21 protein-coding genes are annotated in these 21,269 nt (G+C 70.2%); 10 read left to right on the top strand and 11 right to left on the bottom strand.

The genetic code is table 11. From position 1 onward, the window contains the following. Window positions 1-4: 4 nt before the first annotated feature. The 4 genes from ACTWQF_RS01355 to ACTWQF_RS01340 form a co-directional block, all read right to left on the bottom strand. Window positions 5-481 carry a MarR family winged helix-turn-helix transcriptional regulator gene (locus tag ACTWQF_RS01355; protein ID WP_443276246.1) on the bottom strand — a complete coding sequence of 159 codons (477 nt, stop codon included), beginning with the start codon at window positions 479-481 and terminating at the stop codon, window positions 5-7. A 124-nt stretch (window positions 482-605) separates the two neighbouring features. Further along, a complete protein-coding gene (locus ACTWQF_RS01350; RefSeq protein WP_443276244.1) occupies window positions 606-1,391 on the bottom strand; it encodes an AIM24 family protein in 786 nt (261 codons plus the stop codon). After that, window positions 1,391-2,041, bottom strand: coding sequence for an AIM24 family protein (locus ACTWQF_RS01345; protein WP_443276242.1), 651 nt, complete (start codon window positions 2,039-2,041; stop codon window positions 1,391-1,393). Before ACTWQF_RS01345 ends, ACTWQF_RS01350 begins: the two co-directional genes overlap by 1 nt. Further along, window positions 2,041-2,685, bottom strand: coding sequence for an AIM24 family protein (locus tag ACTWQF_RS01340; RefSeq protein ID WP_443276240.1), 645 nt, complete (start codon window positions 2,683-2,685; stop codon window positions 2,041-2,043). The genes ACTWQF_RS01345 and ACTWQF_RS01340 overlap by 1 nt, the downstream gene beginning before the upstream one ends. Window positions 2,686-2,779: 94 nt before the next feature. On the opposite strand from ACTWQF_RS01340, the gene ACTWQF_RS01335 reads away from it, so the two are divergent. The 5 genes from ACTWQF_RS01335 (at window position 2,780) to ACTWQF_RS01315 (ending at window position 6,290) form a co-directional block, all read left to right on the top strand. Next, window positions 2,780-3,193: a DUF3817 domain-containing protein gene (locus ACTWQF_RS01335; RefSeq protein ID WP_443276239.1), complete on the top strand. Its 414-nt coding sequence runs from the start codon at window positions 2,780-2,782 to the stop codon at window positions 3,191-3,193. Continuing rightward, window positions 3,190-3,486: an MTH1187 family thiamine-binding protein gene (locus ACTWQF_RS01330; RefSeq protein WP_443276237.1), complete on the top strand. Its 297-nt coding sequence runs from the start codon at window positions 3,190-3,192 to the stop codon at window positions 3,484-3,486. The genes ACTWQF_RS01335 and ACTWQF_RS01330 overlap by 4 nt, the downstream gene beginning before the upstream one ends. Before the next feature lie 80 nt (window positions 3,487-3,566). Continuing rightward, entirely contained in the window at window positions 3,567-4,085 is a 519-nt protein-coding gene (locus ACTWQF_RS01325; RefSeq protein ID WP_443276235.1) for a MarR family winged helix-turn-helix transcriptional regulator, read from the top strand. A 94-nt stretch (window positions 4,086-4,179) separates the two neighbouring features. Next, window positions 4,180-4,518, top strand: a complete 339-nt coding sequence (locus ACTWQF_RS01320; RefSeq protein WP_443276234.1) for a DUF3817 domain-containing protein — start codon at window positions 4,180-4,182, stop codon at window positions 4,516-4,518. A 71-nt stretch (window positions 4,519-4,589) separates the two neighbouring features. Further along, window positions 4,590-6,290 carry an acyl-CoA mutase large subunit family protein gene (locus tag ACTWQF_RS01315; protein ID WP_443276232.1) on the top strand — a complete coding sequence of 567 codons (1,701 nt, stop codon included), beginning with the start codon at window positions 4,590-4,592 and terminating at the stop codon, window positions 6,288-6,290. A gap of 61 nt (window positions 6,291-6,351) precedes the next feature. Here the strand turns inward: ACTWQF_RS01315 and ACTWQF_RS01310 are convergent, their stop codons facing one another. Together ACTWQF_RS01310 and ACTWQF_RS01305 are read right to left on the bottom strand one after the other, a co-directional pair. Further along, window positions 6,352-6,834 carry a cupin domain-containing protein gene (locus tag ACTWQF_RS01310; RefSeq protein WP_443276230.1) on the bottom strand — a complete coding sequence of 161 codons (483 nt, stop codon included), beginning with the start codon at window positions 6,832-6,834 and terminating at the stop codon, window positions 6,352-6,354. A 42-nt stretch (window positions 6,835-6,876) separates the two neighbouring features. Then, window positions 6,877-7,539: a TetR/AcrR family transcriptional regulator gene (locus tag ACTWQF_RS01305; RefSeq protein ID WP_443276228.1), complete on the bottom strand. Its 663-nt coding sequence runs from the start codon at window positions 7,537-7,539 to the stop codon at window positions 6,877-6,879. A gap of 204 nt (window positions 7,540-7,743) precedes the next feature. Here ACTWQF_RS01305 and ACTWQF_RS01300 point away from each other — a divergent pair, with 204 nt between their 5' ends. From ACTWQF_RS01300 to ACTWQF_RS01285, 4 genes are all read left to right on the top strand, one after another. Beyond that, window positions 7,744-8,703 carry a tetratricopeptide repeat protein gene (locus tag ACTWQF_RS01300; protein WP_443276227.1) on the top strand — a complete coding sequence of 320 codons (960 nt, stop codon included), beginning with the start codon at window positions 7,744-7,746 and terminating at the stop codon, window positions 8,701-8,703. Window positions 8,704-9,391: 688 nt separating this feature from the next. Continuing rightward, a complete protein-coding gene (locus ACTWQF_RS01295) occupies window positions 9,392-10,009 on the top strand; it encodes a DUF6230 family protein (RefSeq protein ID WP_443276225.1) in 618 nt (205 codons plus the stop codon). Between the two features lie 115 nt (window positions 10,010-10,124). Continuing rightward, window positions 10,125-10,703, top strand: a complete 579-nt coding sequence (locus tag ACTWQF_RS01290) for a DUF6114 domain-containing protein (protein ID WP_443276223.1) — start codon at window positions 10,125-10,127, stop codon at window positions 10,701-10,703. Then, complete coding sequence (locus ACTWQF_RS01285) at window positions 10,693-12,114, top strand: hypothetical protein (protein ID WP_443276222.1); 1,422 nt, start codon at window positions 10,693-10,695, stop codon at window positions 12,112-12,114. Before ACTWQF_RS01290 ends, ACTWQF_RS01285 begins: the two co-directional genes overlap by 11 nt. 99 nt (window positions 12,115-12,213) lie before the next feature. Here ACTWQF_RS01285 and pyk read toward each other — a convergent pair whose 3' ends face one another. From pyk to pta, 3 genes are all read right to left on the bottom strand, one after another. Then, entirely contained in the window at window positions 12,214-13,635 is a 1,422-nt protein-coding gene (gene pyk / locus ACTWQF_RS01280; RefSeq protein ID WP_443276220.1) for a pyruvate kinase, read from the bottom strand. Between the two features lie 70 nt (window positions 13,636-13,705). Next, a complete protein-coding gene (locus ACTWQF_RS01275; protein WP_443276218.1) occupies window positions 13,706-14,914 on the bottom strand; it encodes an acetate kinase in 1,209 nt (402 codons plus the stop codon). A 69-nt stretch (window positions 14,915-14,983) separates the two neighbouring features. After that, window positions 14,984-17,131: a phosphate acetyltransferase gene (pta, locus tag ACTWQF_RS01270; RefSeq protein ID WP_443276216.1), complete on the bottom strand. Its 2,148-nt coding sequence runs from the start codon at window positions 17,129-17,131 to the stop codon at window positions 14,984-14,986. Window positions 17,132-17,541: 410 nt separating this feature from the next. On the opposite strand from pta, the gene ACTWQF_RS01265 reads away from it, so the two are divergent. Further along, complete coding sequence (locus ACTWQF_RS01265) at window positions 17,542-18,567, top strand: ATP-dependent 6-phosphofructokinase (protein WP_443276214.1); 1,026 nt, start codon at window positions 17,542-17,544, stop codon at window positions 18,565-18,567. 121 nt (window positions 18,568-18,688) lie between these two features. On the opposite strand, the gene ACTWQF_RS01260 is transcribed toward ACTWQF_RS01265, so the two are convergent. Both ACTWQF_RS01260 and ACTWQF_RS01255 read right to left on the bottom strand, forming a co-directional pair. Beyond that, window positions 18,689-19,843 (bottom strand): protein kinase domain-containing protein, encoded by a 1,155-nt coding sequence (locus ACTWQF_RS01260; protein ID WP_443276212.1) that lies wholly within the window; start codon window positions 19,841-19,843, stop codon window positions 18,689-18,691. Window positions 19,844-20,047: 204 nt separating this feature from the next. Next, window positions 20,048-21,256: an MFS transporter gene (locus ACTWQF_RS01255; RefSeq protein WP_443276210.1), complete on the bottom strand. Its 1,209-nt coding sequence runs from the start codon at window positions 21,254-21,256 to the stop codon at window positions 20,048-20,050. Between the last annotated feature and the right edge of the window lie 13 nt (window positions 21,257-21,269).

Genomic DNA, 21,269 nt, shown 5'->3' with positions numbered 1-21,269 from the left:
GCCCTTACGCGCGGCCCCTCTCGGCGCGCAGCTTCTCCGCGAGGGGGCGCAGGATGCGCTCCAGGTGGGCGAGGTCCGACGGCGCGATGCCATCGATGAAATGACGCCGCACAGAGGCGACATGGTGCGGTGCCACCGTACGCATCGTGTCCCAGCCGTGCTCCGTCAGCACGGCGAACAGTCCCCGTTTGTCCGACTCGCAGGACTCGCGCCGTACCAGTCCGGCCTTCTCCATCCGGGTGATCTGGTGGGACAGCCGGCTCTTGGACTGGAGGGTGGCCGAGGCCAGGTCGGTCATCCGCATGCGGTGCTCCGGCGACTCCGAGAGGTTGACGAGTATCTCGTAGTCGTTGAGGGTCAGCCCGAAGGGTTGCAGGTCACGCTCAAGTTGGTAGCTGAGCAGCCTGCCGACGTCCAGATGGGTGCGCCATGCACGCTGCTCGTCCTCGGTGAGCCAACGGGTGCCGTCGTCGGTGTCCATACCGCGAGACTCTACCGAGCTTCGCACACGCGTGCTTACTCGGCGTGGCGTCAAGATGCCGCAGCGTCGTCAACCGAGGGGGAGGCACCGGCCGCAGAGGGCGCGCATCCCTGCGGCAGGAGCCTCAGAGACCGAACCGGCGTTGCAGGCTGCCGAGCTGGCCCGGCAACTGCGGAGCCCGCTGGCCGCCCTGGCCGCCGCCCGGCACCCCCGCCTGCTGCGGAACGGCGCCTGTCTCGAGCTCCGCCATCAGCACCTCGGACGACTGGATCAGTACCGTCCCCGCGCCGACGAACTCGAACTGGTGCTCCTCGCCGGAGGCTCCGCCCAGCCCCGTCATGGCGCGGAGGCCGCCCATGAACCCCTTGAGGTACTGATGGTCGTAGTGGTGACAGGGCGAGGGGCAGTCCGCCCAGCCGACCAGCGCCTGCGGGTCGACCCGCACCGGCGGCTCAACGAAGTGGACCTCCCCGTTGGAGGCGGCGACGAAGGAGCCCGTACCGATCAGGGTGAGGAAGCCGGGGATGATCGACTGCTTCAGCGAGAGGGAGGGTTCGAAGGCGAGCAGATTGCCGGACCGCACGGTCAGGTTGCCGTCCTGAAGGTCGTAGGAGTTGACGTTGAAGGCCCGGTCGGCCAGCAGCAGCTTGCCCCGCCCCTGGGCGACGACCCAGTCGGAGGCGTGCAGCGGCGAGTGGAAACTGCTCGCCACGAGCCGGTCCAGCGGGCCGTGTCCGATGCCGTGGAAGTCGATCTGCCCGTAGTAGGCGATCATCTTCCCTTTCTGGAGGAACCACTGGCCGTCCAGGTCGACGGAGAAGGCGTACGGATTGACGTTGTCGTTCGCGGGCAGCGTCGCCGCTTCGTACACCTGATAGCCCTGCGGGACGGCTCCCTGCGGCTGGGACATCACAGCTTCTCCTCACTGGCCTGCACGAACACGGTCCCGTTGCCGGACAGTTCCAGCTGGAACGCCTCGCCCGAGCCCCGGCCCACCATGTCGCGCCAGCCCAGCGCCGAGGACAGTTTGTTGCGTACGTCGCCGAAGTGCGCGACGTACGCCTGGGGGTCGACGTGGATGGGGCGGCCGGCGGTGATGGGGAGCTGGATGATGCCGCCGTGCGCCATCACGGCCGCCGAGCCCTTGCCGGACAGCGTGGTGGTGAACAGGCCCTGCCCGGAGACCTGGCCGCGCACCATGCCCATCACCCCGCCGTCCCTGCCGAGGAAGAGGGTGCCCTGCTGGAGGGTGCCGTCGAAGGCGAGGAGCCGGTCGGCCTCCACGCACAGGGTGTCCCCGTCGAGGTCGATCACCTGGATGTGGTGGCCGCCGTGGCCGAACATCACGGTGCCGTCGCCCTCCACGGTCATCAGCGGAGTGGCCTCGCCTGCGACGCGGCGGCCGATCATCGACATCACACCGCCCTGGCCGCCCTGCATGTTGGGCGTGAACGTCACCTCGCCCTTGTAGCCGACCATCGCGCCGCGCTGGCTGAACATCCGCTGTCCCGGCACCACCCGGGCCTCGACGAGCTTGCCGGACAGTTCCCGGAACGGCATCAGACGTCCCCTCCCAGCGTGTTGCGCTCGCTCGGCTGTACGTAGACCACGCCCTGGCCCTCGAAGCGGATCTGGAACGCCTCGCCGGAGCCCTCGCCCAGCAGCGTGCGGAAGTTCACCCCGGACTGGAAGCTCTGCCGCAGGTCGCCCTGGTGCGCGACATAGGCGCCCGGGTCGACCTGGAGCGGCGTCTGCGGTGTGACCCGCAGCAGCACCGCGGGGCCGTCCGACATCAGCGCCGCCTGGCCTGTGCCCTCCACGGAGGTGGTGAACAGGCCGTTGCCCTGGGAGGCGCCGCGCAGCCCGGTGAAACTGGTGCCGGTGCGCAGGCCACCGTCCGTGCACAGCAGATTGCTCGCCTCGACGTGCAGCTTCTCGCCGTTCAGCTGGACGAGGCTGATGTCGCTGGCCCGGTCGGCGAAGTAGCAGGTGCCCTGCCCCTTCACCTCCATGACCGTCAGCTGCTCGCCGGTGAGCCGGCGCGTGACCATGCCGCGCATGCCCTCGCCGCCGCCGCTCATCTTCTTGAACGCCATCTCGCCGTCGTAGGCGACCATCGAGCCGTTCTTCGCTTTCACCGCGTCGCCGCCACCGCCGAGCGTGACGGCCAGCACTCTGCTGCCTTCGAGCCGGAACTGAGCCACGCGTCGAACCTACCCTGCGGGCCGGGGGCGCTTGCAGGGCTGCCACAATGGGAGAAGTTTGTGCGTTCCTTCACAAAGATCTGAGGACCCTGCCGTGGCCATACTGGAAACCCCTAGCGGCCTGCCGCCCAAGGCCGTCTCCGCGCTGCGCCGTCTGCGTCTGAGCTCCGTTCCCGAAGCGGTCTCCTGGCTCATCCTGATCGTCTGCTCGCTGGCGAAGAACTTCACCGAGGCGAGCTGGGGACCGGGTTCCGTGAAGGTGATGGGGCCCGTCCACGGCGTCCTGTTCATCCTCTACGTGATCTTCTGGCTCGACGCCTGGAACCGGAACAAGTGGGAGAAGGGCCGCGCCGCCCTCTACTTCGCGCTCTCGATCGTGCCGACCGGCGGCTTCTTCGCGGACAAGATGCTGCGCAAGGAAGAGGAGGCGGGCGTGATCGCGGCGCGGGCCCGCAAGGAGCAGACGGGCTCGGTGAGCAGCAGCGGCGGAAGCGCGGTCAAGTCGTGATCGTCGCCTTCTCGGTCACCCCGCTCGGCGTCGGCGAGGACGTGGGGGAGTACGTCGCCGACGCCGTGCGCGTGGTCCGCGAGTCGGGGCTGCCGCACCGCACCGACGCCATGTTCACCTCGGTGGAGGGCGAGTGGGACGCGTGCATGGACGTCGTACGGCGGGCCGTCGCCGCGGTCGAGGCGCGGGCGCCCCGGGTCTCGCTCGTCCTCAAGGCCGACATCCGTCCCGGCGTGACCGACGGCCTCACCTCGAAGGTCGGCACGGTCGACCGGTACCTCGGCGAGGGCTGAGCGCCTCTCGCCCGGGGGGCGGAGCGCCCGGAGCGTGAGACGGCTTCAATCCGTACCTGACCGGCCGGTAGGGTCTTAGGGTGCCCAAGCCGCTCAGTCTGTCGTTCGACCCGATCGCCCGTGCCGATGAGCACTGGAAGCAGCGATGGGGCTCGGTGCCGTCCATGGCCGCGATCACCTCGATCATGCGCGCCCACCAGATTCTGCTGTCCGAGGTCGACGCGGTCGTCAAGCCGTACGGGCTGACGTTCGCGCGGTACGAGGCGCTGGTGCTGCTCACCTTCTCGCAGAAGGGCGAGCTGCCGATGTCGAAGATCGGCGAGCGGCTGATGGTGCACCCCACGTCGGTGACCAACACCGTCGACCGGCTCCAGGCGGCAGGCTTCGTGGAGAAGCGGCCCAACCCCAACGACGGCCGCGGCACCCTGGCGGCGATCACCGACAAGGGCCGCGAGGTGTGCGACGCGGCCACCGAGGACCTGATGGCCATGGACTTCGGGCTCGGCGCCTACGACACCGAACAGCTCGGCGAGATCTTCGCCCTGCTGCGCCCGCTGCGGGTGGCCGCCGGGGACTTCGCCGAGGGGCCCGGGCACTGACCGCGGCGTGGGCCGCGGAGGGCGGCCGGTGCGGCGGTGCAGCGGTGCCAGGGTGGTGAAAGATCGCACCAATGCGACAGTTACGCTCGTTTCCATGAAACGAAGCGTGCTGACCCGCTACCGCGTCATGGCGTATGTCACCGCCGTGCTCCTCGTCCTGCTGACGCTCGGCATGATCGGCAAGTATGTGCTGAGCATGGACGGCGCCGAGAGCTTCACCAGCGTGGTCGGTATCGCGCACGGCTGGCTCTACATCCTCTACCTGATCTTCGCCTTCGATCTCGGCCAGAAGGCGAAGTGGCCGCTCGGCAAGCAGATCTGGGTGCTGCTGGCGGGGACCGTGCCGACCGCGGCGTTCTTCGTCGAGCGCAAGGTCACCCGCGAGGTCGCGCCACTGGTCAAGGACGAGACGGCCGCCCCGGTCAGCGCCTGATCAATGCTTCACGGGTCACACTGGCCCGTGGGTCATCGCTTTTACTTGGACGTCCTAGTAAATTCGGTGGCATGGATGCTGACGCCATCGCACAAGGCCGCCGCCGCTGGCAGGAGCGCTACGACTCCGCGTGCAAGCGGGACGCGGACTTCACCACGCTCAGCGGCGACCCCGTGGAGCCGGTTTACGGGCCCCGGGAAGGCGACACCGTAACGGGGTTCGAGCGCATCGGGTGGCCGGGTGAGTTCCCCTTCACCCGCGGCCTCTACCCGACCGGCTACCGGGGCAGGACCTGGACCATCCGCCAGTTCGCCGGGTTCGGCAACGCCGAGCAGACGAACGAGCGGTACAAGATGATCCTGGAGGCGGGCGGCGGCGGGCTGTCCGTCGCCTTCGACATGCCGACGCTCATGGGGCGTGACTCGGACGACCCGCGCTCGCTGGGCGAGGTCGGCCACTGCGGCGTCGCCATCGACTCCGCCGCCGACATGGAGGTGCTCTTCCAGGACATCCCGCTCGGCGATGTCACCACCTCCATGACCATCTCCGGCCCGGCCGTACCCGTCTTCTGCATGTACCTGGTCGCCGCCGAGCGGCAGGGAGTGGACCCGGCCGTCCTCAACGGCACGCTCCAGACGGACATCTTCAAGGAGTACATCGCGCAGAAGGAGTGGCTCTTCCAGCCCGAGCCCCACCTGCGGCTCATCGGCGACCTGATGGAGCACTGCGCGCACGGCATCCCCGATTACAAGCCGCTGTCGGTCTCCGGCTACCACATCCGTGAGGCCGGGGCGACCGCGGCGCAGGAGCTCGCCTACACGCTGGCCGACGGCTTCGGCTACGTCGAACTGGGGCTCAGCCGGGGCCTGGACGTCAACACCTTCGCACCCGGCCTGTCCTTCTTCTTCGACGCACACCTGGACTTCTTCGAGGAGATCGCCAAGTTCCGTGCGGCGCGCCGGATCTGGGCCCGCTGGCTGCGCGACGTGTACGGCGCCACCAGCGAGAAGGCGCAGTGGCTGCGCTTCCACACCCAGACCGCGGGCGTCTCGCTCACCGCACAGCAGCCTTACAACAACGTCGTCCGCACCGCCATAGAGGCGCTTTCCGCGGTGCTGGGCGGCACCAACTCGCTGCACACCAACGCACTGGACGAGACGCTGGCGCTCCCCAGCGAACAGGCCGCCGAGATCGCGCTGCGCACCCAGCAGGTGCTGATGGAGGAGACCGGCGTCACCAATGTCGCCGACCCGCTGGGCGGTTCCTGGTACGTCGAGGCGCTGACCGACCGCATCGAGGCCGACGCCGAGAAGATCTTCGAGCAGATAAAGGAACGCGGCCGGCGTGCCGTGCCCGACGGGCAACACCCCATCGGCCCGATCACCTCCGGCATCCTGCGCGGCATCGAGGACGGCTGGTTCACCGGCGAGATCGCCGAGTCCGCCTTCCGCTATCAGCAGGCGCTGGAGAAGAACGACAAGAAGGTCGTCGGCGTCAACTGCCACACCGGATCGGTCACCGGCGACCTGGAGATCCTGCGGGTCAGCCACGAGGTGGAGCGCGAGCAGGTGCGGGCCCTCGCCGACCGGCGGACCGCGCGGGACGACGCCGCCGTACGGCAGAAGCTCGCCGCGCTGGTCGAGGCCGCGCGGGGCGAGGGCAACATGATCGAGCCCATGCTGGAGGCGGTGCGGGCCGAGGCCACGCTGGGGGAGATCTGCGGAGCCCTGCGGGACGAGTGGGGCACCTACACCGAGCCGCCGGTGTTCTGACCCTCGACCCCTCCCGGGCGGGGCCTGGGAGGGTGGCGGGGTTCCGGCGGGCCGCGACGACTCAGTCGACGTCCGCCGAGGTCGTGCGGTAGCGGCTGCGGAACTCGGCCAGCAGCGCGTCGGTCACCTCGGCGCCCGCGGCCACTGCCTGGTGCACCTCGCGGAAGTAGCCCTCGTACCCCGCGGGTGTGTAGAGGCACAGCGCGCGTGCTGTCCGGCTGCCCGCGTTGCGGAAGCCGTGCGGGGTGCCGCGTACGGCCGCCAGCAGCGCGCCGGGGCCCGCGGTCACCTCTCCCTCGCCGTTGTGGAGGGTCAGCTCGCCCTCCACGACGTAGAAGTACTCGTCATGTCCGTGGTGGACATGCGGACGGGCACCGACGATGCCCGGAGCGAGGGTGAACTCCTCGAAGGCGAAGCGGCCTTCGGTGTGCTCGGCGGTCAGCCGGAAGAAGTGCTCGACGCCCGCCACATCGATCAGCTCCCCCTCTTCGGGGCCACGGAACAGCGGAGACGCAAGCGGCTTTGGTGGGTCCTGTGCTGTCATCGCCACATTCTGGCAGAGCGTCCGTCAGCTCCCCGGCTTCCGTCAGCTCCCCGGCTGAGGACTCCGGCCCGGTGGAGCGGACGAGGCGGCGCCCAGCCCTTCCAGCAGCAGTGTCGCGAACTGCCGGGCCCAGGCTTCGTCGACGGGACAGTCGCTCACCAGCGACCGGTGCACCACCGCGCCCGCGATCACATCGAAGATGAGGTCGACCACCCGGGCGGTCTCCGCCGGGTCGGGCGGGTCGGGCGGGAGCTCTCCGCGCTGCTGCGCCCGGGCCCGTCCGTCGAGCACCAGCCGCTTCTGGCGGTCCACGATCGCCTCGCGGATCCGTGCCCGCAGCGCCTCGTCGGTGGTGGACTCGGCGAGGACGGCCATCAGGGCGGTCTTGGTCTCGGGCCGGCGCAGCAGGGCGGCGAAGGAGAGCACGACGCCTTCCACGTCGGCCCGCAGACAGCCCCGGTCGGGCAGCTCCAGTTCGTCGAAGAGGACGGCGACCGCGTCGACGACGAGTTCGCTCTTGGCGGCCCAGCGCCGGTAGAGGGTCGTCTTGGCGACCCCGGCACGGAGGGCGATCTCGCCCATCGTCAGCCTGCTCCAGCCGACCTCGACCAGCGCGGCTCGGGTCGCGGCGAGGATCGCCCGGTCGGCCGCGGCACTGCGCGGACGGCCACGGCGTTGGGGCGACTGAGGGTCGGGGGCGGACATGCGCAGACCTTACCGGCCGGTATGGGTCGCGCAGGAAGAGTGAGGTGGATCACTGCGTGCCTCGGCGAGAACACCTTGCGGGGGCGTGGGCCGCTCAAGTTACGCTACGACCCGTAGCGGAATGACCCCCGCGACAATCACACGCCAGGTGGGGACCTGGCGACCACTGCACACGCGGCCGCGGGAAGGGGGGAGACTGGTCTCATGCAGCCACGCAACATGTCCATGAGCGGAGTGGTCGACCTCGCCGCGGTGAAGGCGGCCGGTGAGGCCAAGCAGAAGGCGGAGCAGGAGCGCTCCCGGGCCGCCGAGGGGAACGGTGCCCCCGGACCGGCCGGTCTGGTGATCGACGTCAGTGAGGCCGACTTCGAGGCGGAGGTGCTCCAGCGCTCCGCAGAGGTGCCGGTCGTCATCGACTTCTGGGCGGAGTGGTGCGAGCCGTGCAAGCAGCTCTCACCGGTGCTGGAGCGGCTCACCCAGGAGTACGCGGGCCGGCTGCTGCTGGCCAAGATCGACGTCGACCAGAACCAGATGCTGATGCAGCAGTTCGGCGTCCAGGGCATCCCGGCGGTCTTCGCCGTGGTGGCCGGACAGGCACTGCCGCTGTTCCAGGGCGCGGCGCCCGAGCAGCAGATCCGCGCCACGCTGGACCAGCTCGTCCAGGTCGCCGAGCAGCGCTTCGGCATCACGGGTCTGCAGGGCGTCCCGCAGGAGGAGGCCGGTGAGCAGCCCGCCGAGCCGCAGGCGCCGGAGGACCCGGTGCTGGCCGCGGCCCAGCAGGCGCTCGACTCGGGCGATCTGCCCGGCGCGATCCAGGCGTACCGCAACAAGCTGTCGGACGATCCGGCGAACGTGGAGGCGAAGGTCGGTCTGGCGATGGCCGAACTTCTCTCCCGGGTGCAGGACATGGATGCCCGGCAGGTCCGCAAGGACGCTGCCGACCGGCCGTCCGACGTGGCCGCGCAGCTGCAGGTCGCGGACCTGGACATGGCGGGGGGCCACGTCGAGGACGCCTTCGGCCGGCTGGTGGACACGGTGCGGCGCACGGCGGGTGAGGACCGGGACGCGGCGCGGGTGCGGCTCCTGGAGCTTTTCGAGGTGATCGGGCCGGAGGATCCGCGCGTGGTCACCGCGCGTGCAGCACTTGCTCGCGCGCTGTTCTGACCTGCTCGTACCGACGGTCACGCACCGCGTCACCACTCATTGATTTAGCGACAACGGCGGCCGCGCTTTACCAAAACTTGGTAATCGCGGCCGCCGTTACTTACGGTTACGAAAACTCCCGGAAAACTCCCGGCATGCCCGGTTGCTGCTCCTTGGCGCCCCGCCCCCTCCGCCACCCTCCGTCGCTGTCGGATACCCCCCGGCGGCCCTGAGGTTATCCAGCCGTTACTCGTAAGTAACGAACCCCCTTGTGCGGCGGGCTCAGATGCACCACGATCGGCCACGCTCGGTCCATCGCCCCGTAGCCCGGCATCCATTCGGCGCTCGCAACGGACGATGGGTCCCCGCCGAGCGGACCGGCACCGCAAGACCCGCACCACAACTCCCCCTCAGCCGCCGGTCCTCAGGACAGGGGGGTCCCTGCTCCACGGCAGGGCCTGTCCTTACACAAAGCAAGGTTGCGCGAGAGCGTGGCCCGTGGTTGTCGCTCGGGGGTGATCGCCGGTGGCTCGGACGTGACGTGTGTAGGACGGAACGTACGACGTCGGCGCTCTCCGTTCCGAGGACGTAGCTCGTCTCCCTACCCAGCCTGGTGGCCGGGAGGTACCCCCACGGCAGGAGCGGCCCGCTGAGCACAGGCGGCACGGCTCTCCGAGCCGGAGATGTACGTCCGAGAAGGAGGAAAGTCATGGAGTCCCTGGCTCGTGGCGGGACCAGATGGAAGCGGTTCGCCGTCGTCATGGTGCCGAGCGTGGCCGCTACGGCAGCGATCGGCGTCGCCCTCTCGCAGGGTGCGCTGGCGGCGTCGTTCAGCGTCTCCGGCCAGCAGTTCAAGGTCACAGCGGATGAGCTGGACGGCACCGGCTTCGTTCAGTACGGCGCGCTCGACAGCACCCAGAAGGGCAAGAAGGCCGTCGCCGTCGTCGGCATGAACTCGGCGAAGATACGTAACCTTTGCCAGTCCGTCGTCGTGCCGGTCCCGGTCTTCGGCGACGTGTCGATGAAGCTCAGCGCCGGTGGCGGGGGCGGCCCCCGCGTCGAGGCCAAGAAGCTCTACATCGACGCCGACGACCTGTACACCAACGCGACGTTCAAGAACATCGACATCGGCGTCAGCGTGGACAAGACCACCAAGGGTCCGGGTCCGAGCAAGGGCGATGCCTATGCCAAGGGTTCCTTCGCCCAGCAGGCGGAGAGCGTCCACTTCACCGACGTCAAGCAGCGCGCGTGGGCAACCACCGCCGGCACCTTCAAGCTCAGTGGTCTGCACATGAGCGTCAAGAAGGGCAAGACCGAGTGCTACTGACGTGACCCTTCCACGGGCGCGGAGGGCGAGGGCGACCGCTCCGTCCGCCCTCCGCACCCGTGGGGTCCGCTGCACACCAGCAAGTTCTGTGCCAGTTCCGAGGAGCCCCGTACCCATGAGCGCCGACACGCGACAGAGTCTGACGACCGGATTCGGCCAGAAGAGGCAGTCCTTCCGGCACTGGCGCGGCCAGCGCCCGTTCTGGGGCGGGATGCTGACGCTGCTTGCGGGCATCCCGATCATGTACGTCCCTTACCAGAACCTCACCCTGGGGTCCTTGACCATCCGGATGTCGACGACGGCGGGCGCGGGCTCGCTGATCATCGGTGTGCTGCTGGTCGTCCTCGGGCTGACGATGTGGTTCCAGCCCCATTCGCGGGTGTTCGCCGGCGTAGCCGCAATCCTGCTCTCGCTGGTCTCCCTCGTCGTGTCCAACATCGGAGCCTTCCTGATCGGCTTCCTGCTCGGACTGATCGGTGGCGCGCTGGGCGTCTCCTGGGCGCCGGGCAAGCCGGTCAAGGCCGAGCGGGTCGGGCACGGCGAGAGCGCCGCCCAGGCGGAGTTCACGGAAGAGGACGCGACGAGCCCGGCCGCCCCGGAGGAGGGCTCCCGGGACAACACAGCAGTCTCTGGAGCGTCCCCCGCCGACGGGGTCGACGCATTTGACGGGAACGGGAGGCACCGTGCCGGGTGACGAGGTCCACGAGGGGGAGGGCGTGCGCGACGACGCCGCGCCCGGCGCCCGGGGAAGAACCGGGCCCCGGCACGCGGCCCCCAGGAAACCGCTGCTGACCCGGTTCCACCTGCCCGCGGGGAAGGCGATAGCCCTGGCGGCGATGCCGTCGGCCGTCCTGATGGGCGTGGGGCTCACCCCGCAGCTCGCCAACGCCAAGCCGCTGCCGAAGAACCCGTTCAAGGGTGACTCCTGCGTCTCCATCTCGGAACAGAAGGAGACCGAGAAGGAGAAGCAGGAGCGCAAGGAGCGGGCCGAGAAGCTCAAGGAGGACCTCGCCCGCGCGCAGGCCAAGCGTGAGAAGGCGGCCAAGGAGGCCGCCGAGAAGGCCAAGGAAGGCGCCGACGGAGCCAAGGAGAAGGCCGACGGCGGCTCGGGTGGCGACGAGCCCGCCAAGCCGTCCGAGAAGCCCTCCGGCGACACCCCCGACACCACGGTTCCCAGCCCTTCGCCGACGCCGTCCACCGGCTCCGGTGACGGCTCCTCGTCCGGCTCGCAGGACGCGGAGAACCCCTGGTACGACCCGCTGGGAGTCGGCGACAAGCTCGACGGTGTCCTCAGCCCCGACAAGGACAAGGGCGAACCTTCCGACGAGCCCTCCTCGCCCAGCCCCACACCCAGCCCCTCGACGGGCTCCGGGGGTTCCGACTCGGGGGACAGCGACAAGTCCCCGGCGCCGGACAGCGGTTCGGACAGCGACAGCCGTAAGAGCGGCAGCGGCGACGGGTCGAAGGCCGGCAAGTCCGGCTCGGACTCGTCCTCGGACGCGAAGCCGGACCTGAAGAAGAAGGCCGGCAAGGACAAGGACAGCAAGGGCGACAAGGACTCCGACAGCTCAGGTGTCGACAAGAAGGACGGCACCACACGCGACTACGACCCGGCCAAGGACGCGGGCAAGCCGTTCCCCTGCCCCGAGAAGACGCACGTCGAGGGCAAGGACGAGCAGACCCCGGCTCAGGTCCCCAACGACCCCTGGTACCTGGAGGCTTCCTCCCTCACCCTCAAGGGCCTCGACTACGAGGGCGTCGTCAACATCCGCACCCCCAACGGCAAGACCAAGCAGGCCCTCAAGTTCACCGCCGACGCGGTGGACATCGGCGACCTGCACCAGCTGGTGAAGGACCGCGGTCTCACCTACCACGTGGAGGCGGCCAAGGGGTCGACGTCCACCATCCGTGGTGGCAAGGTGACGATGTACACCGAGGAGCTGAAGGGCAATCTCTTCGGGCTGATCCCGATCACCTTCACCCCGGAGACGCCGCCACCGCTCAATGTGCCGTACGCCTACTTCACCGATGTGTCGGTGAAGCAGGCCGGGCAGTTCGGAGGCACCCTCACGGTGCCGGGGCTGCACCAGCACATCAGCAAGTAACCCCGCAAGTAACCCCCTCACGAAAAGACCCGCACCCTTCGAGGGTGCGGGCCTTTTCGTCTTGCCGAGCTCAGACCGGGTCAGCCTCCCGGGGCCGGGTCAGGCTGTGCCCAGGTGGTGGACGCGGACCATGTTGGTGGTGCCGGGGACACCGGGCGGGGAGCCCGCCGTGATCAGCATGGTGTCGCCCACCTCGAACCGCTGGAGTCGCAGCAACTCGGCGTCGACGAGTTCGACCATCTCGTCGGTGTGGTCGACGTGCTTGACCACGAACGTCTCCACGCCCCAGCTCAGGGTCAGCTGGTGTGCGGTGGACGCCTCCGTGGTGAAGGCGAGGATGGGCTGGCCGACCCGGTAGCGGGACAGCCGCCGGGCGGTGTCACCGGACTTGGTGAAGGCGACGAGGGCCTTGGCGTCGAGGAAGTCGGCCATCTCGCAGGCCGCGCGGGCGACCGAACCGCCCTGTGTGCGCGGCTTCTTGCCGGGCACCAGCGGCTGGAGGCCACGGCTGAGCAGCTCCTGCTCCGCGGCCTCCACGATCTTCGACATCGTCTTCACGGTCTCGACGGGGTACTGGCCCACCGAGGACTCCGCCGAGAGCATCACCGCGTCCGCGCCGTCCAGCACCGCGTTGGCGACGTCGCTGGCCTCCGCGCGGGTGGGCCGTGAGTTGGTGATCATCGACTCCATCATCTGGGTCGCCACGATCACCGGCTTGGCGTTGCGGCGGCACAGCTCGATGAGCCGCTTCTGCACCATCGGGACCTGCTCCAGCGGATACTCGACCGCCAGGTCACCGCGGGCCACCATCACGCCGTCGAAGGCGAGCACGACCTCCTCCATGTTGGAGACGGCCTGCGGCTTCTCGACCTTGGCGATGACCGGCACCCGGCGGCCGACCTCGTCCATCACCCGGTGCACGTCGCGCACGTCGGAGGCGTTGCGCACGAAGGAGAGGGCGATCATGTCGGCGCCCATCTTCAGCGCGAACTTCAGGTCCTCGACGTCCTTCTCGGACAGCGCCGGGACGTTCACCGCCGCGCCGGGCAGGTTGATGCCCTTGTGGTCGGAGATGACGCCGCCCTCGATGACGATGGTGCGCACCCGGGGGCCCTCGACCTCGACGACCTGCAGCGCGACATTGCCGTCGTTGATCAGCACCGGGTCGCCCTTGGAGACGTCGCCCGGCAGCCCCTTGTAGGTGGTGCCGCAGATGGTCTTGTCGCCCGCCACGTCCTCGGTCGTGATGGTGAACTCCTCACCGCGGACCAGCTCGACGGGACCCTCGGCGAACGTCTCCAGCCGGATCTTGGGGCCCTGGAGGTCGGCGAGCACGCCGACGCGGCGGCACGTCTCGTCGGCGGCCTTGCGGACGCGGTGGTACCGCTCCTCGTGCTCGGCGTGGGAGCCGTGGCTCATGTTGAAGCGGGCCACGTTCATGCCCGCCTCGAGCAGCGTCTTGAGCTGTTCGTAGGAGTCGACGGCGGGGCCCAGGGTGCAGACGATTTTGGAACGGCGCATGGTGGCGATCCTATCGTTTTGTTTAGGTACTGAACGATTCGGGGGCGGCTCCCCCAGGAGTAAGGGCCGCTCAGCTCTGGGCGACCAGCGCGTATGTCTGCTCAGCGATCTCCAGTTCCTCGTCGGTCGGTACGACGGCCACCTTCACCCTCGCGTGCTCGGGCGAGATGAGCCGGGCCTCCTTCCCGCCCGCCGCGTTGCGGTCGCCGTCCACGGCCAGGCCCAGTTCCTCCAGGCCCGCGACGGCGGCCTCGCGCACGGGCGCCGCGTTCTCCCCGACGCCGGCGGTGAAGACCACGGCATCGACCCTGCCCAGTACTGCGTAGTAGGCACCGATGTACTTCTTCAACCGGTGGATGTAGATGTCGAAGGCCAGTGTGGCCGCGGCGTCGCCCGCGTCGACCCGGCGGCGGATCTCCCGCATGTCGTTGGCGCCGCACAGTCCCAGCAGACCGCTGCGCTTGTTCAGCAGCCCGTCCACCTCGTCCACGTCCATCCCGGCGACCCGGCCCAGATGGAAGACCACCGCCGGGTCGATGTCACCGGAGCGGGTGCCCATCACCAGGCCCTCCAAGGGGGTCAGCCCCATGGAGGTGTCCTCGCACCGCCCGCCGCGCACTGCGGAGGCCGAGGCGCCGTTGCCCAGATGCAGCACGATCAGATTGACCTCGGCGGGGTCCTTGCCCAGCAGCTCGGCCGCCTTGCGCGAGACGTAGGCGTGCGAGGTGCCGTGGAAGCCGTAGCGGCGTACCCGGTGCGCGTCCGCGGTCTCCACGTCGATGGCGTAGCGGGCCGCGTGCTCCGGCATCGTGGAGTGGAACGCGGTGTCGAAGACGGCGACCTGCGGCAGGTCTGGCCGCAGCCGCTGTGCCGTACGGATACCGGTGATGTTCGCCGGGTTGTGCAGCGGTGCCACCGGGACCAGGCGCTCGATCTCCTTGAGTACGGCGTCGTCCACGACCGTCGGCTCGGTGAGCTTCAGCCCGCCGTGCACCACCCGGTGGCCGATCGCGGCGAGGTCGGGGGAGTCCAGGCCGAGCCCGTCGGCGGCCAGCTCGTCCGCGATGGCCTTCAGCGCCGCGTCGTGGTCGGCAAGCCGGCCCTCGCGCGTGCGCGGCTCGCCGCCGGTGGCCAGCGGCTGGTGGGAAACGGCCGAGGTCTCCTCGCCGATCCGCTCGGCGAGCCCCGCGGCCAGCCGGGTGCGGTCGGCCATGTCGATCAGCTGGTACTTGACCGACGACGAGCCGGAGTTGAGGACGAGGATCCGGGTGGGAGTCACGGCGGGGGCTTTCTTCTACGGGGACGGGGTTGGGGGAGGGGTTCAAAAAACCTGGTTCGGGAACAGGGTTCAGCTGCCGGAGGTGCCGGGCGCCGACTCGCGCTGCGCCTGGACGGCTGTGATCGCGACGGTGTTGACGATGTCCTGCACCAAGGCGCCACGGCTCAGGTCGTTGACGGGTTTGCGCAGGCCCTGGAGCACGGGGCCGACGGCGACGGCGCCGGCCGAGCGCTGCACGGCCTTGTAGGTGTTGTTGCCGGTGTTCAGGTCGGGGAAGATCAGCACGGTCGCCTGCCCCGCCACCCGGGAGCCGGGCAGCTTGGTGGCGGCGACCGAGGGCTCCACGGCCGCGTCGTACTGGATCGGTCCCTCCGTCAGCAGGTCGGGGCGGCGCTCGCGGACCAGTTCGGTGGCCTGCCGCACCTTGTCCACGTCGGCGCCGGAGCCCGAGGTGCCCGTCGAGTACGACAGCATCGCGATCCGCGGCTCCACGCCGAACCGTGCCGCGGTGGTGGCCGACTGGATCGCGATGTCGGCGAGCTGTTCGGCGTCCGGGTCGGGTACCACGGCGCAGTCTCCGTAGACGAGCACCCGGTCGGCCAGGCACATGAAGAAGACGGAGGAGACGATCGAGGCGTCCGGCTTGGTACGGATGATCTCGAAGGCGGGGCGGACCGTGGCCGCGGTCGAGTGCACCGCGCCGGAGACCATGCCGTCGGCCAGGCCCTCGTGGACCATCATCGTGCCGAAGTAGGACACGTCGGAGACCACGTCGTGGGCCAGCTCGTAGGTGACGCCCTTGTGGGCACGCAGCTTGGCGTACGACTCGGCGAAGCGCTCCCGCAGCGGAGAGGTCAGCGGGTCGACGATGCGCGCGGTGGCACCGCCGGCGCCCGTGGGGGCCTCCGCGGGAACCTCGTCCTCGCCCGGCAGATCGAGGCCGATGCTCAGCTCGGCGGCGCGCTTACGGACCGCCACCGGATCGCCCAGCAGCGTCAAGTCGCAGATGTTGCGGCGCAGTAGCACTTCGGCGGCGCGCAGTACGCGCTCCTCGGTCGCCTCCGGGAGCACGATGCGGCGCCGTGCCGCACGCGAGCGCTCCACCAGCTCGTGCTCGAACATCATCGGCGTGACCCGCTCGCTGCGCTGCACCGACAGCCGCTCGGACAGCTGGGCGGTGTCCACATGCGTCTCGAACAGCCCCAGCGCGATCTCCGCCTTGCGCGGGGTGGCGGCCGTCAGCTTGCCCTCCAGCGACAGCAGCGCGTCCGCGGTCGGCATCGAACCCTCCGGTACGACGAGCACCGGTGTGCCCGGCGCCAGCCGGGAGGCCAGCGCCAGGGTCTGGTCGCCGGGGTGCTCGTCCAGGGTGAGCAGGACACCGGCGATGGCGGGGGAGCCCGCGGAGTGGGCGGCCAGCGCGCCGATGATCAGGTCCGAGCGGTCGCCCGGCGTGACCACCAGGCAGCCCTCGGTCAGTGCGGGCAGGAAGACGGGCAGATGGGCGCCGCCGAAGACCAGGTTGCGGACATCGCGGGAGAGCCCGGCATGGTCGCCGAGCAGCACCTTCGCGCCCGTCGTCTCCTTGACCTGGGCCACCGTCGGCGCGGCCAGCGCGGGCTCCTCCGGCAGCACGAACACCGGCTCCGGCAGCAGCTCGGCCAGTCCCCGCACCGCCTCCGCGGCCTCGGGGTCGGCCACCCGGTTGGCGATCGTCGCGATCAGGTCGGCGCCCAGCGAGGCGTAGGCGTGGTGGGCGTTGCGCACCTCGGCGACCACCGCCTCCGGGGACTGGTCGCGGGCCGCGACGACGGGCAGCACGGCGGCGCCGAACTCGTTCGCGAGCCGCGCGTTGAGGGCCAGCTCGGCGGGCAGTCCGGTGTCGGCGAAGTCGGTGCCGAGGACGAGGACGGCCTCGTACGCGTCGGACACCTGGTGGTAGCGGTCCACCAGGCGGGATATCAGCTCGTCCGTGCCCCGCTCGGCCTGGAGCGCCGCCGCCTCCTCGTAGCTCATGCCGAAGACGGAGGACGCGGGCTGGCTGAGCCGGTAGCGGCTGCGCAGCAGGTCGTACAGCTCGTCGGGCTGGTCGTGCACCAAGGGCCGGAACACCCCCACGCGGTCCACCTGACGGGTCAGAAGCTCCATGACCCCCAGCTCGACGACCTGACGGCCGTCGCTGCGTCCGATGCCGGTCACGTACACGCTGCGCGTCACGCGCTGTCTCCTCCGAGTCGCGGGCTGCCAGGTGCGTTCTGGGCGGTCGAGATCGCTTTGGGGGATTTCTTGAGCGGTTTCACCTAAAAAGCACCCGTAAAGATACGGCTATACCCTTGACAATACCTGCGCTTGTGGCTAGGCCGCTCGTCAGGCGTGTGAACGGTTGGCCCCAGGCGGTGACACGTAAATGAAGCGTGAGTGAGGCGTGAGCGAGACCGGCAGAGGACCGGAGCAGGGCCGGAGCGAGGGGTCCGGATGCTGGGCAGGGCCCCATGCCCTCGCTTTCAAGACGTGAAACAATCGCACCGGCTCACACGGACCAGCGGCACCCCGGACAGTGAGGTCCGACCGTGCCCCAAGCGGCCCGTCCCCCGGCGGGCATCTACGGAGCAGGAGAAGCGAACCCCATGCGCATCGGAGTCCTCACCGCAGGCGGAGACTGTCCCGGTCTCAACGCCGTGATCCGATCCGTCGTGCACCGCGCCGTGCACGACCGCGGCGACGAGGTCATCGGCTTCGAAGACGGATTCAAGGGGCTGCTCGAAGGCCGCTACCGCCCCCTGGACATAAATTCGGTCAGCGGCATCCTCGCCCGCGGCGGCACCATCCTCGGCTCGGCCCGGCTGGAGCGGGACCGGCTGCGTGAGGCGTGCAACAACTCCGAGGAGCTGATCGACAGCCTCGGCCTCGACGCCCTCATCCCCATCGGCGGCGAGGGCACGCTGACCGCCGCGCGGATGCTCGCCGAGATCGGGCTGCCGGTCGTCGGCGTCCCCAAGACCATCGACAACGACATCTCCGCCACCGACCGCACCTTCGGCTTCGACACCGCCGTGGGCGTCGCCACCGAAGCCATGGACCGGCTCAAGACCACCGCCGAGTCCCACCAGCGCGTCATGGTCGTGGAGGTCATGGGTCGGCACGCGGGGTGGATCGCCCTGGAGGCGGGCATGGCGGCCGGTGCGCACGCCATCTGCATCCCCGAGCGCAACTTCGAGGTCGACGACCTGGTCAAGATGGTCGAGGAGCGGTTCGCCCGCGACAAGAAGTTCGCCATCGTCTGCGTCGCCGAGGGTGCCCACCCGGCCGAGGGCTCCATGCCGTACGAGAAGGGCATGATCGACCAGTACGGCCACGAGCGCTTCGCCGGTATCGGCAACCGGCTCGCGGTCGAGCTGGAGCACCGGCTCGGCAAGGAGGCCCGCCCGGTGATTCTCGGCCACATCCAGCGCGGGGGTACCCCCACGGCGTACGACCGGGTGCTCGCCACCCGGTTCGGCTGGCATGCCGTCGAAGCCGCCCACCGGGGCGACTTCGGCAATATGACCGCGTTGCGCGGTACGGAGATCGTCATGGCGCCGCTGGCCGATGCGGTTTCCGAGCTCAAGCGTGTGCCGCAGGACCGGATGGACGAGACGGAAGCGGTGTTCTGACCTGCCCTGTTCCGGTGAGGGGGTGCCCCTGCCCGTCGATTGCGGGGTGCGGGTCCGTTGTGGCTTGGCGCGCAGTTCCCCGCGCCCCTGACGGGGCGCGTCTCCCTGTGCCGGGCAAGCGTCAGCCGCGGAGGGCGATGGTCCCGGCGATCAGCAGGCAGAAGAGGGTGAAGGCGATCAGGCCGGTGTGTCGGCGACCGGTGGGGAGTTCGCGGAGCCGGGAGCTGATCGCGGTCCACTCGCTGTCGCGCCAGACGCGCCGTGCCGTCGAAGCCGGGGGCTCCGGCCGGGAGTTGGGGCGAGGCACCGGAAGCGCGGGGCGGCGGTAGGCGGTGCCGGGGCCGGACGGGGCGGGCCGGGAGTCCGAGAGCGGCGGCTCATCCGCGGCGGGCTGCGGCATCGGGGCACGCTCCCTCGCGTCCGCCAGCTCCCTCACAAGTGACAGTGCCTCCGCCGCGTTCGCCGGGCGGTCCGCCGGGTCCCGGGCCATCAGGGCGAGGACCAACCGGTCGGCGGACGGCGGCAGTCGGGGGCGGGCGCGGCTCGGTCGCAGCGGAGTGTCGTGCAGGTGGTTGAACATGACGCCGGCCGCCGAGCCGGTGTAGGGCGGGCGGCCGACGAGAAGTTCGTACAGGACACAGCCGAGTGCGTACAGGTCGGTGCGCCCGTCCACGGGCTCCTGCCGGAACTGTTCGGGGGCCATGTACGGGACGCTGCCGAAGGGCATCCGGCCGGTCGTCGTCAGCCGGGGGTCGGTGGAGCCGGCCTCGATGAACTTGGCGATGCCGAAGTCCACGACCTTCGCGCGGCTGTCGCCCTCCTCGCTCCCGGCCCGCTCGACCATGATGTTGGCCGGCTTGATGTCGCGGTGGACGACGCCCGCCGTGTGTGCCGTCTCCAGCGCGCGGCACACATCGGCGGTCCAGCGCAGCGCGTCGCCGAGCGGGACGCGGCCGGTGTCGCGGAGGACCTCGTGCAGTGAGCTGCCGTGCACCAGGGCCATGACGAGGAAGGGCGTGCCGTCATCGGTGCCGTGGTCGTGTACGGCCACGATGTGCGGGCTCTCCAGGGCCGCGGCCGCGCGGGCCTCCCGCTGGAAGCGGCCCAGCAGTTCCTCGCGGTCGGTGTCCTCGGCCGCGCCGGGCTGCGGCACGAGGACCTTGACGGCGACCTCGCGGTGCAGCCGGAGGTCGCGGGCCCGCCAAACCTCTCCCATCCCACCCGCGCCGAGGAGTCCGAGCAGTTCGTACCGGTCGTTCAGCCGACGCCCTCGCATGCGCTCATGTTAGGCCGTCGCGTTGATCTTGCCCCCTCCCGCACGTGTGCTGGGTCGGGGGGTGCCCCTGCCCGATCTCCGCAGGCTGCGGGTGCGTTGTGGATGGTCGCGCCCACGCGGCGGAGCCGCATATGAACACAGCCCCGCGCCCCTTCGGGGCGCGTCCCCCTACTGCGAAGCTTGGGCAGTCTGCGCCAGATTGGTTCAGTCCGCTCCGCCGGGGGCCGGGCTCTTGGCGAAGGCGAGGACCGCCAGTGCGCAGGTGGCGAGTGCGCCGCCCAGCAGGAGCACCGTATGCAGCGGGGCGGCGTCCACCACTCGGCCGCCGACGAAGGCGCCGAGTGCGATGGCGGCGTTGAAGACGGAGGCGAACAGGGCACCGGCCGGTTCGCGTGAGGCGGAGGGCGCCGCGGCCAGTACCCATGCCTGGCTGCTGACCGAGACCCCGCCGTAGGCCAGGCCCCACAGGAGCAGCACCGCCACGGCGGGCCCGGTGGCCGAACCGGCCGCCGCCAGCAGCACCGTCGTCACGGCGATGCCCCCTCCCAGCGTCAGCAGCGTGCCCCGCAGGCTGCGGGCTGCGCGGGCGCCCGCGGCGAAGTTGCCGACGATGCCCGCCGCGCCGTAGGCCAGCAGCAGCACCCCGATCAGCGCGGGCGCGACGCCCGAGATCTGCTCCAGCACCGGCCGCACATAGGTGTAGGCGGCGAAGTGACCGGTCACCAGGAGGGCGAGGAAGACGAAACCGGTGCGCAGCCGGGCGTTGCGCAGCAGCCGCAGCAGGGTGCCGGGGCGCACCGGTCGCTCGGCGGGCAGCGCGGGCAGCAGCAGCGCGAGGGCAAGCGCCACCGATGCCGAGAGCCCCGCAGCGGCACCGAACGCGGCCCGCCAGCCGGCCACTTCGCCCAGCATGGTGCCCGCGGGCACGGCCAGCACACTGGCGATGCCGATACCGCCGAAGACGGCCGCCAGCGCCGTGCTCAGCGAGCGCTGCGGCACCAGCCGCACCGGGAGGCTGGCCGCCAGCGCCCACACGCCGCCCAGCGCGACGCCCACCAGTACGCGGGCGATCAGCAGCACGGTGAGGGAGGGCGCGACGGCCGACAGCGCGTTCGCGGCGGCCAGCAGCAGCGCCAGCCCGGCAAGCGAGGCGCGGCGGTCGAGCCTGCCCGCGACCAGCGGGACGAGTGGTGCGGCGAGGGCGGCGACGACCCCGGTGAGGGTGACGGTCAGCCCCGCGGAGCCCTCCGAGACGTGCAGGCTGTCGCTGACGGGGGTGAGCAGCCCGACGGGCAGCATCTCTGCCGCGGTGACCGCGAACGTGGCGGCGGTGAGCGAGGCGACGCCGAGCCAGGCCCGCAGCGGCGTGCGTTGCCGCCCCTGGGAGGGGGCGGAAGTGAGGGTGTCTGTCATGCCCTCCAGCCTT

It is taken from the genome of Streptomyces sp. 8N114, assembly GCF_052245835.1.
In the GTDB taxonomy this organism is placed as follows: domain Bacteria; phylum Actinomycetota; class Actinomycetes; order Streptomycetales; family Streptomycetaceae; genus Streptomyces.
Note: the sequence above shows the minus strand (reverse complement) of the source record. Positions and strands in the feature narration are given on the sequence as shown.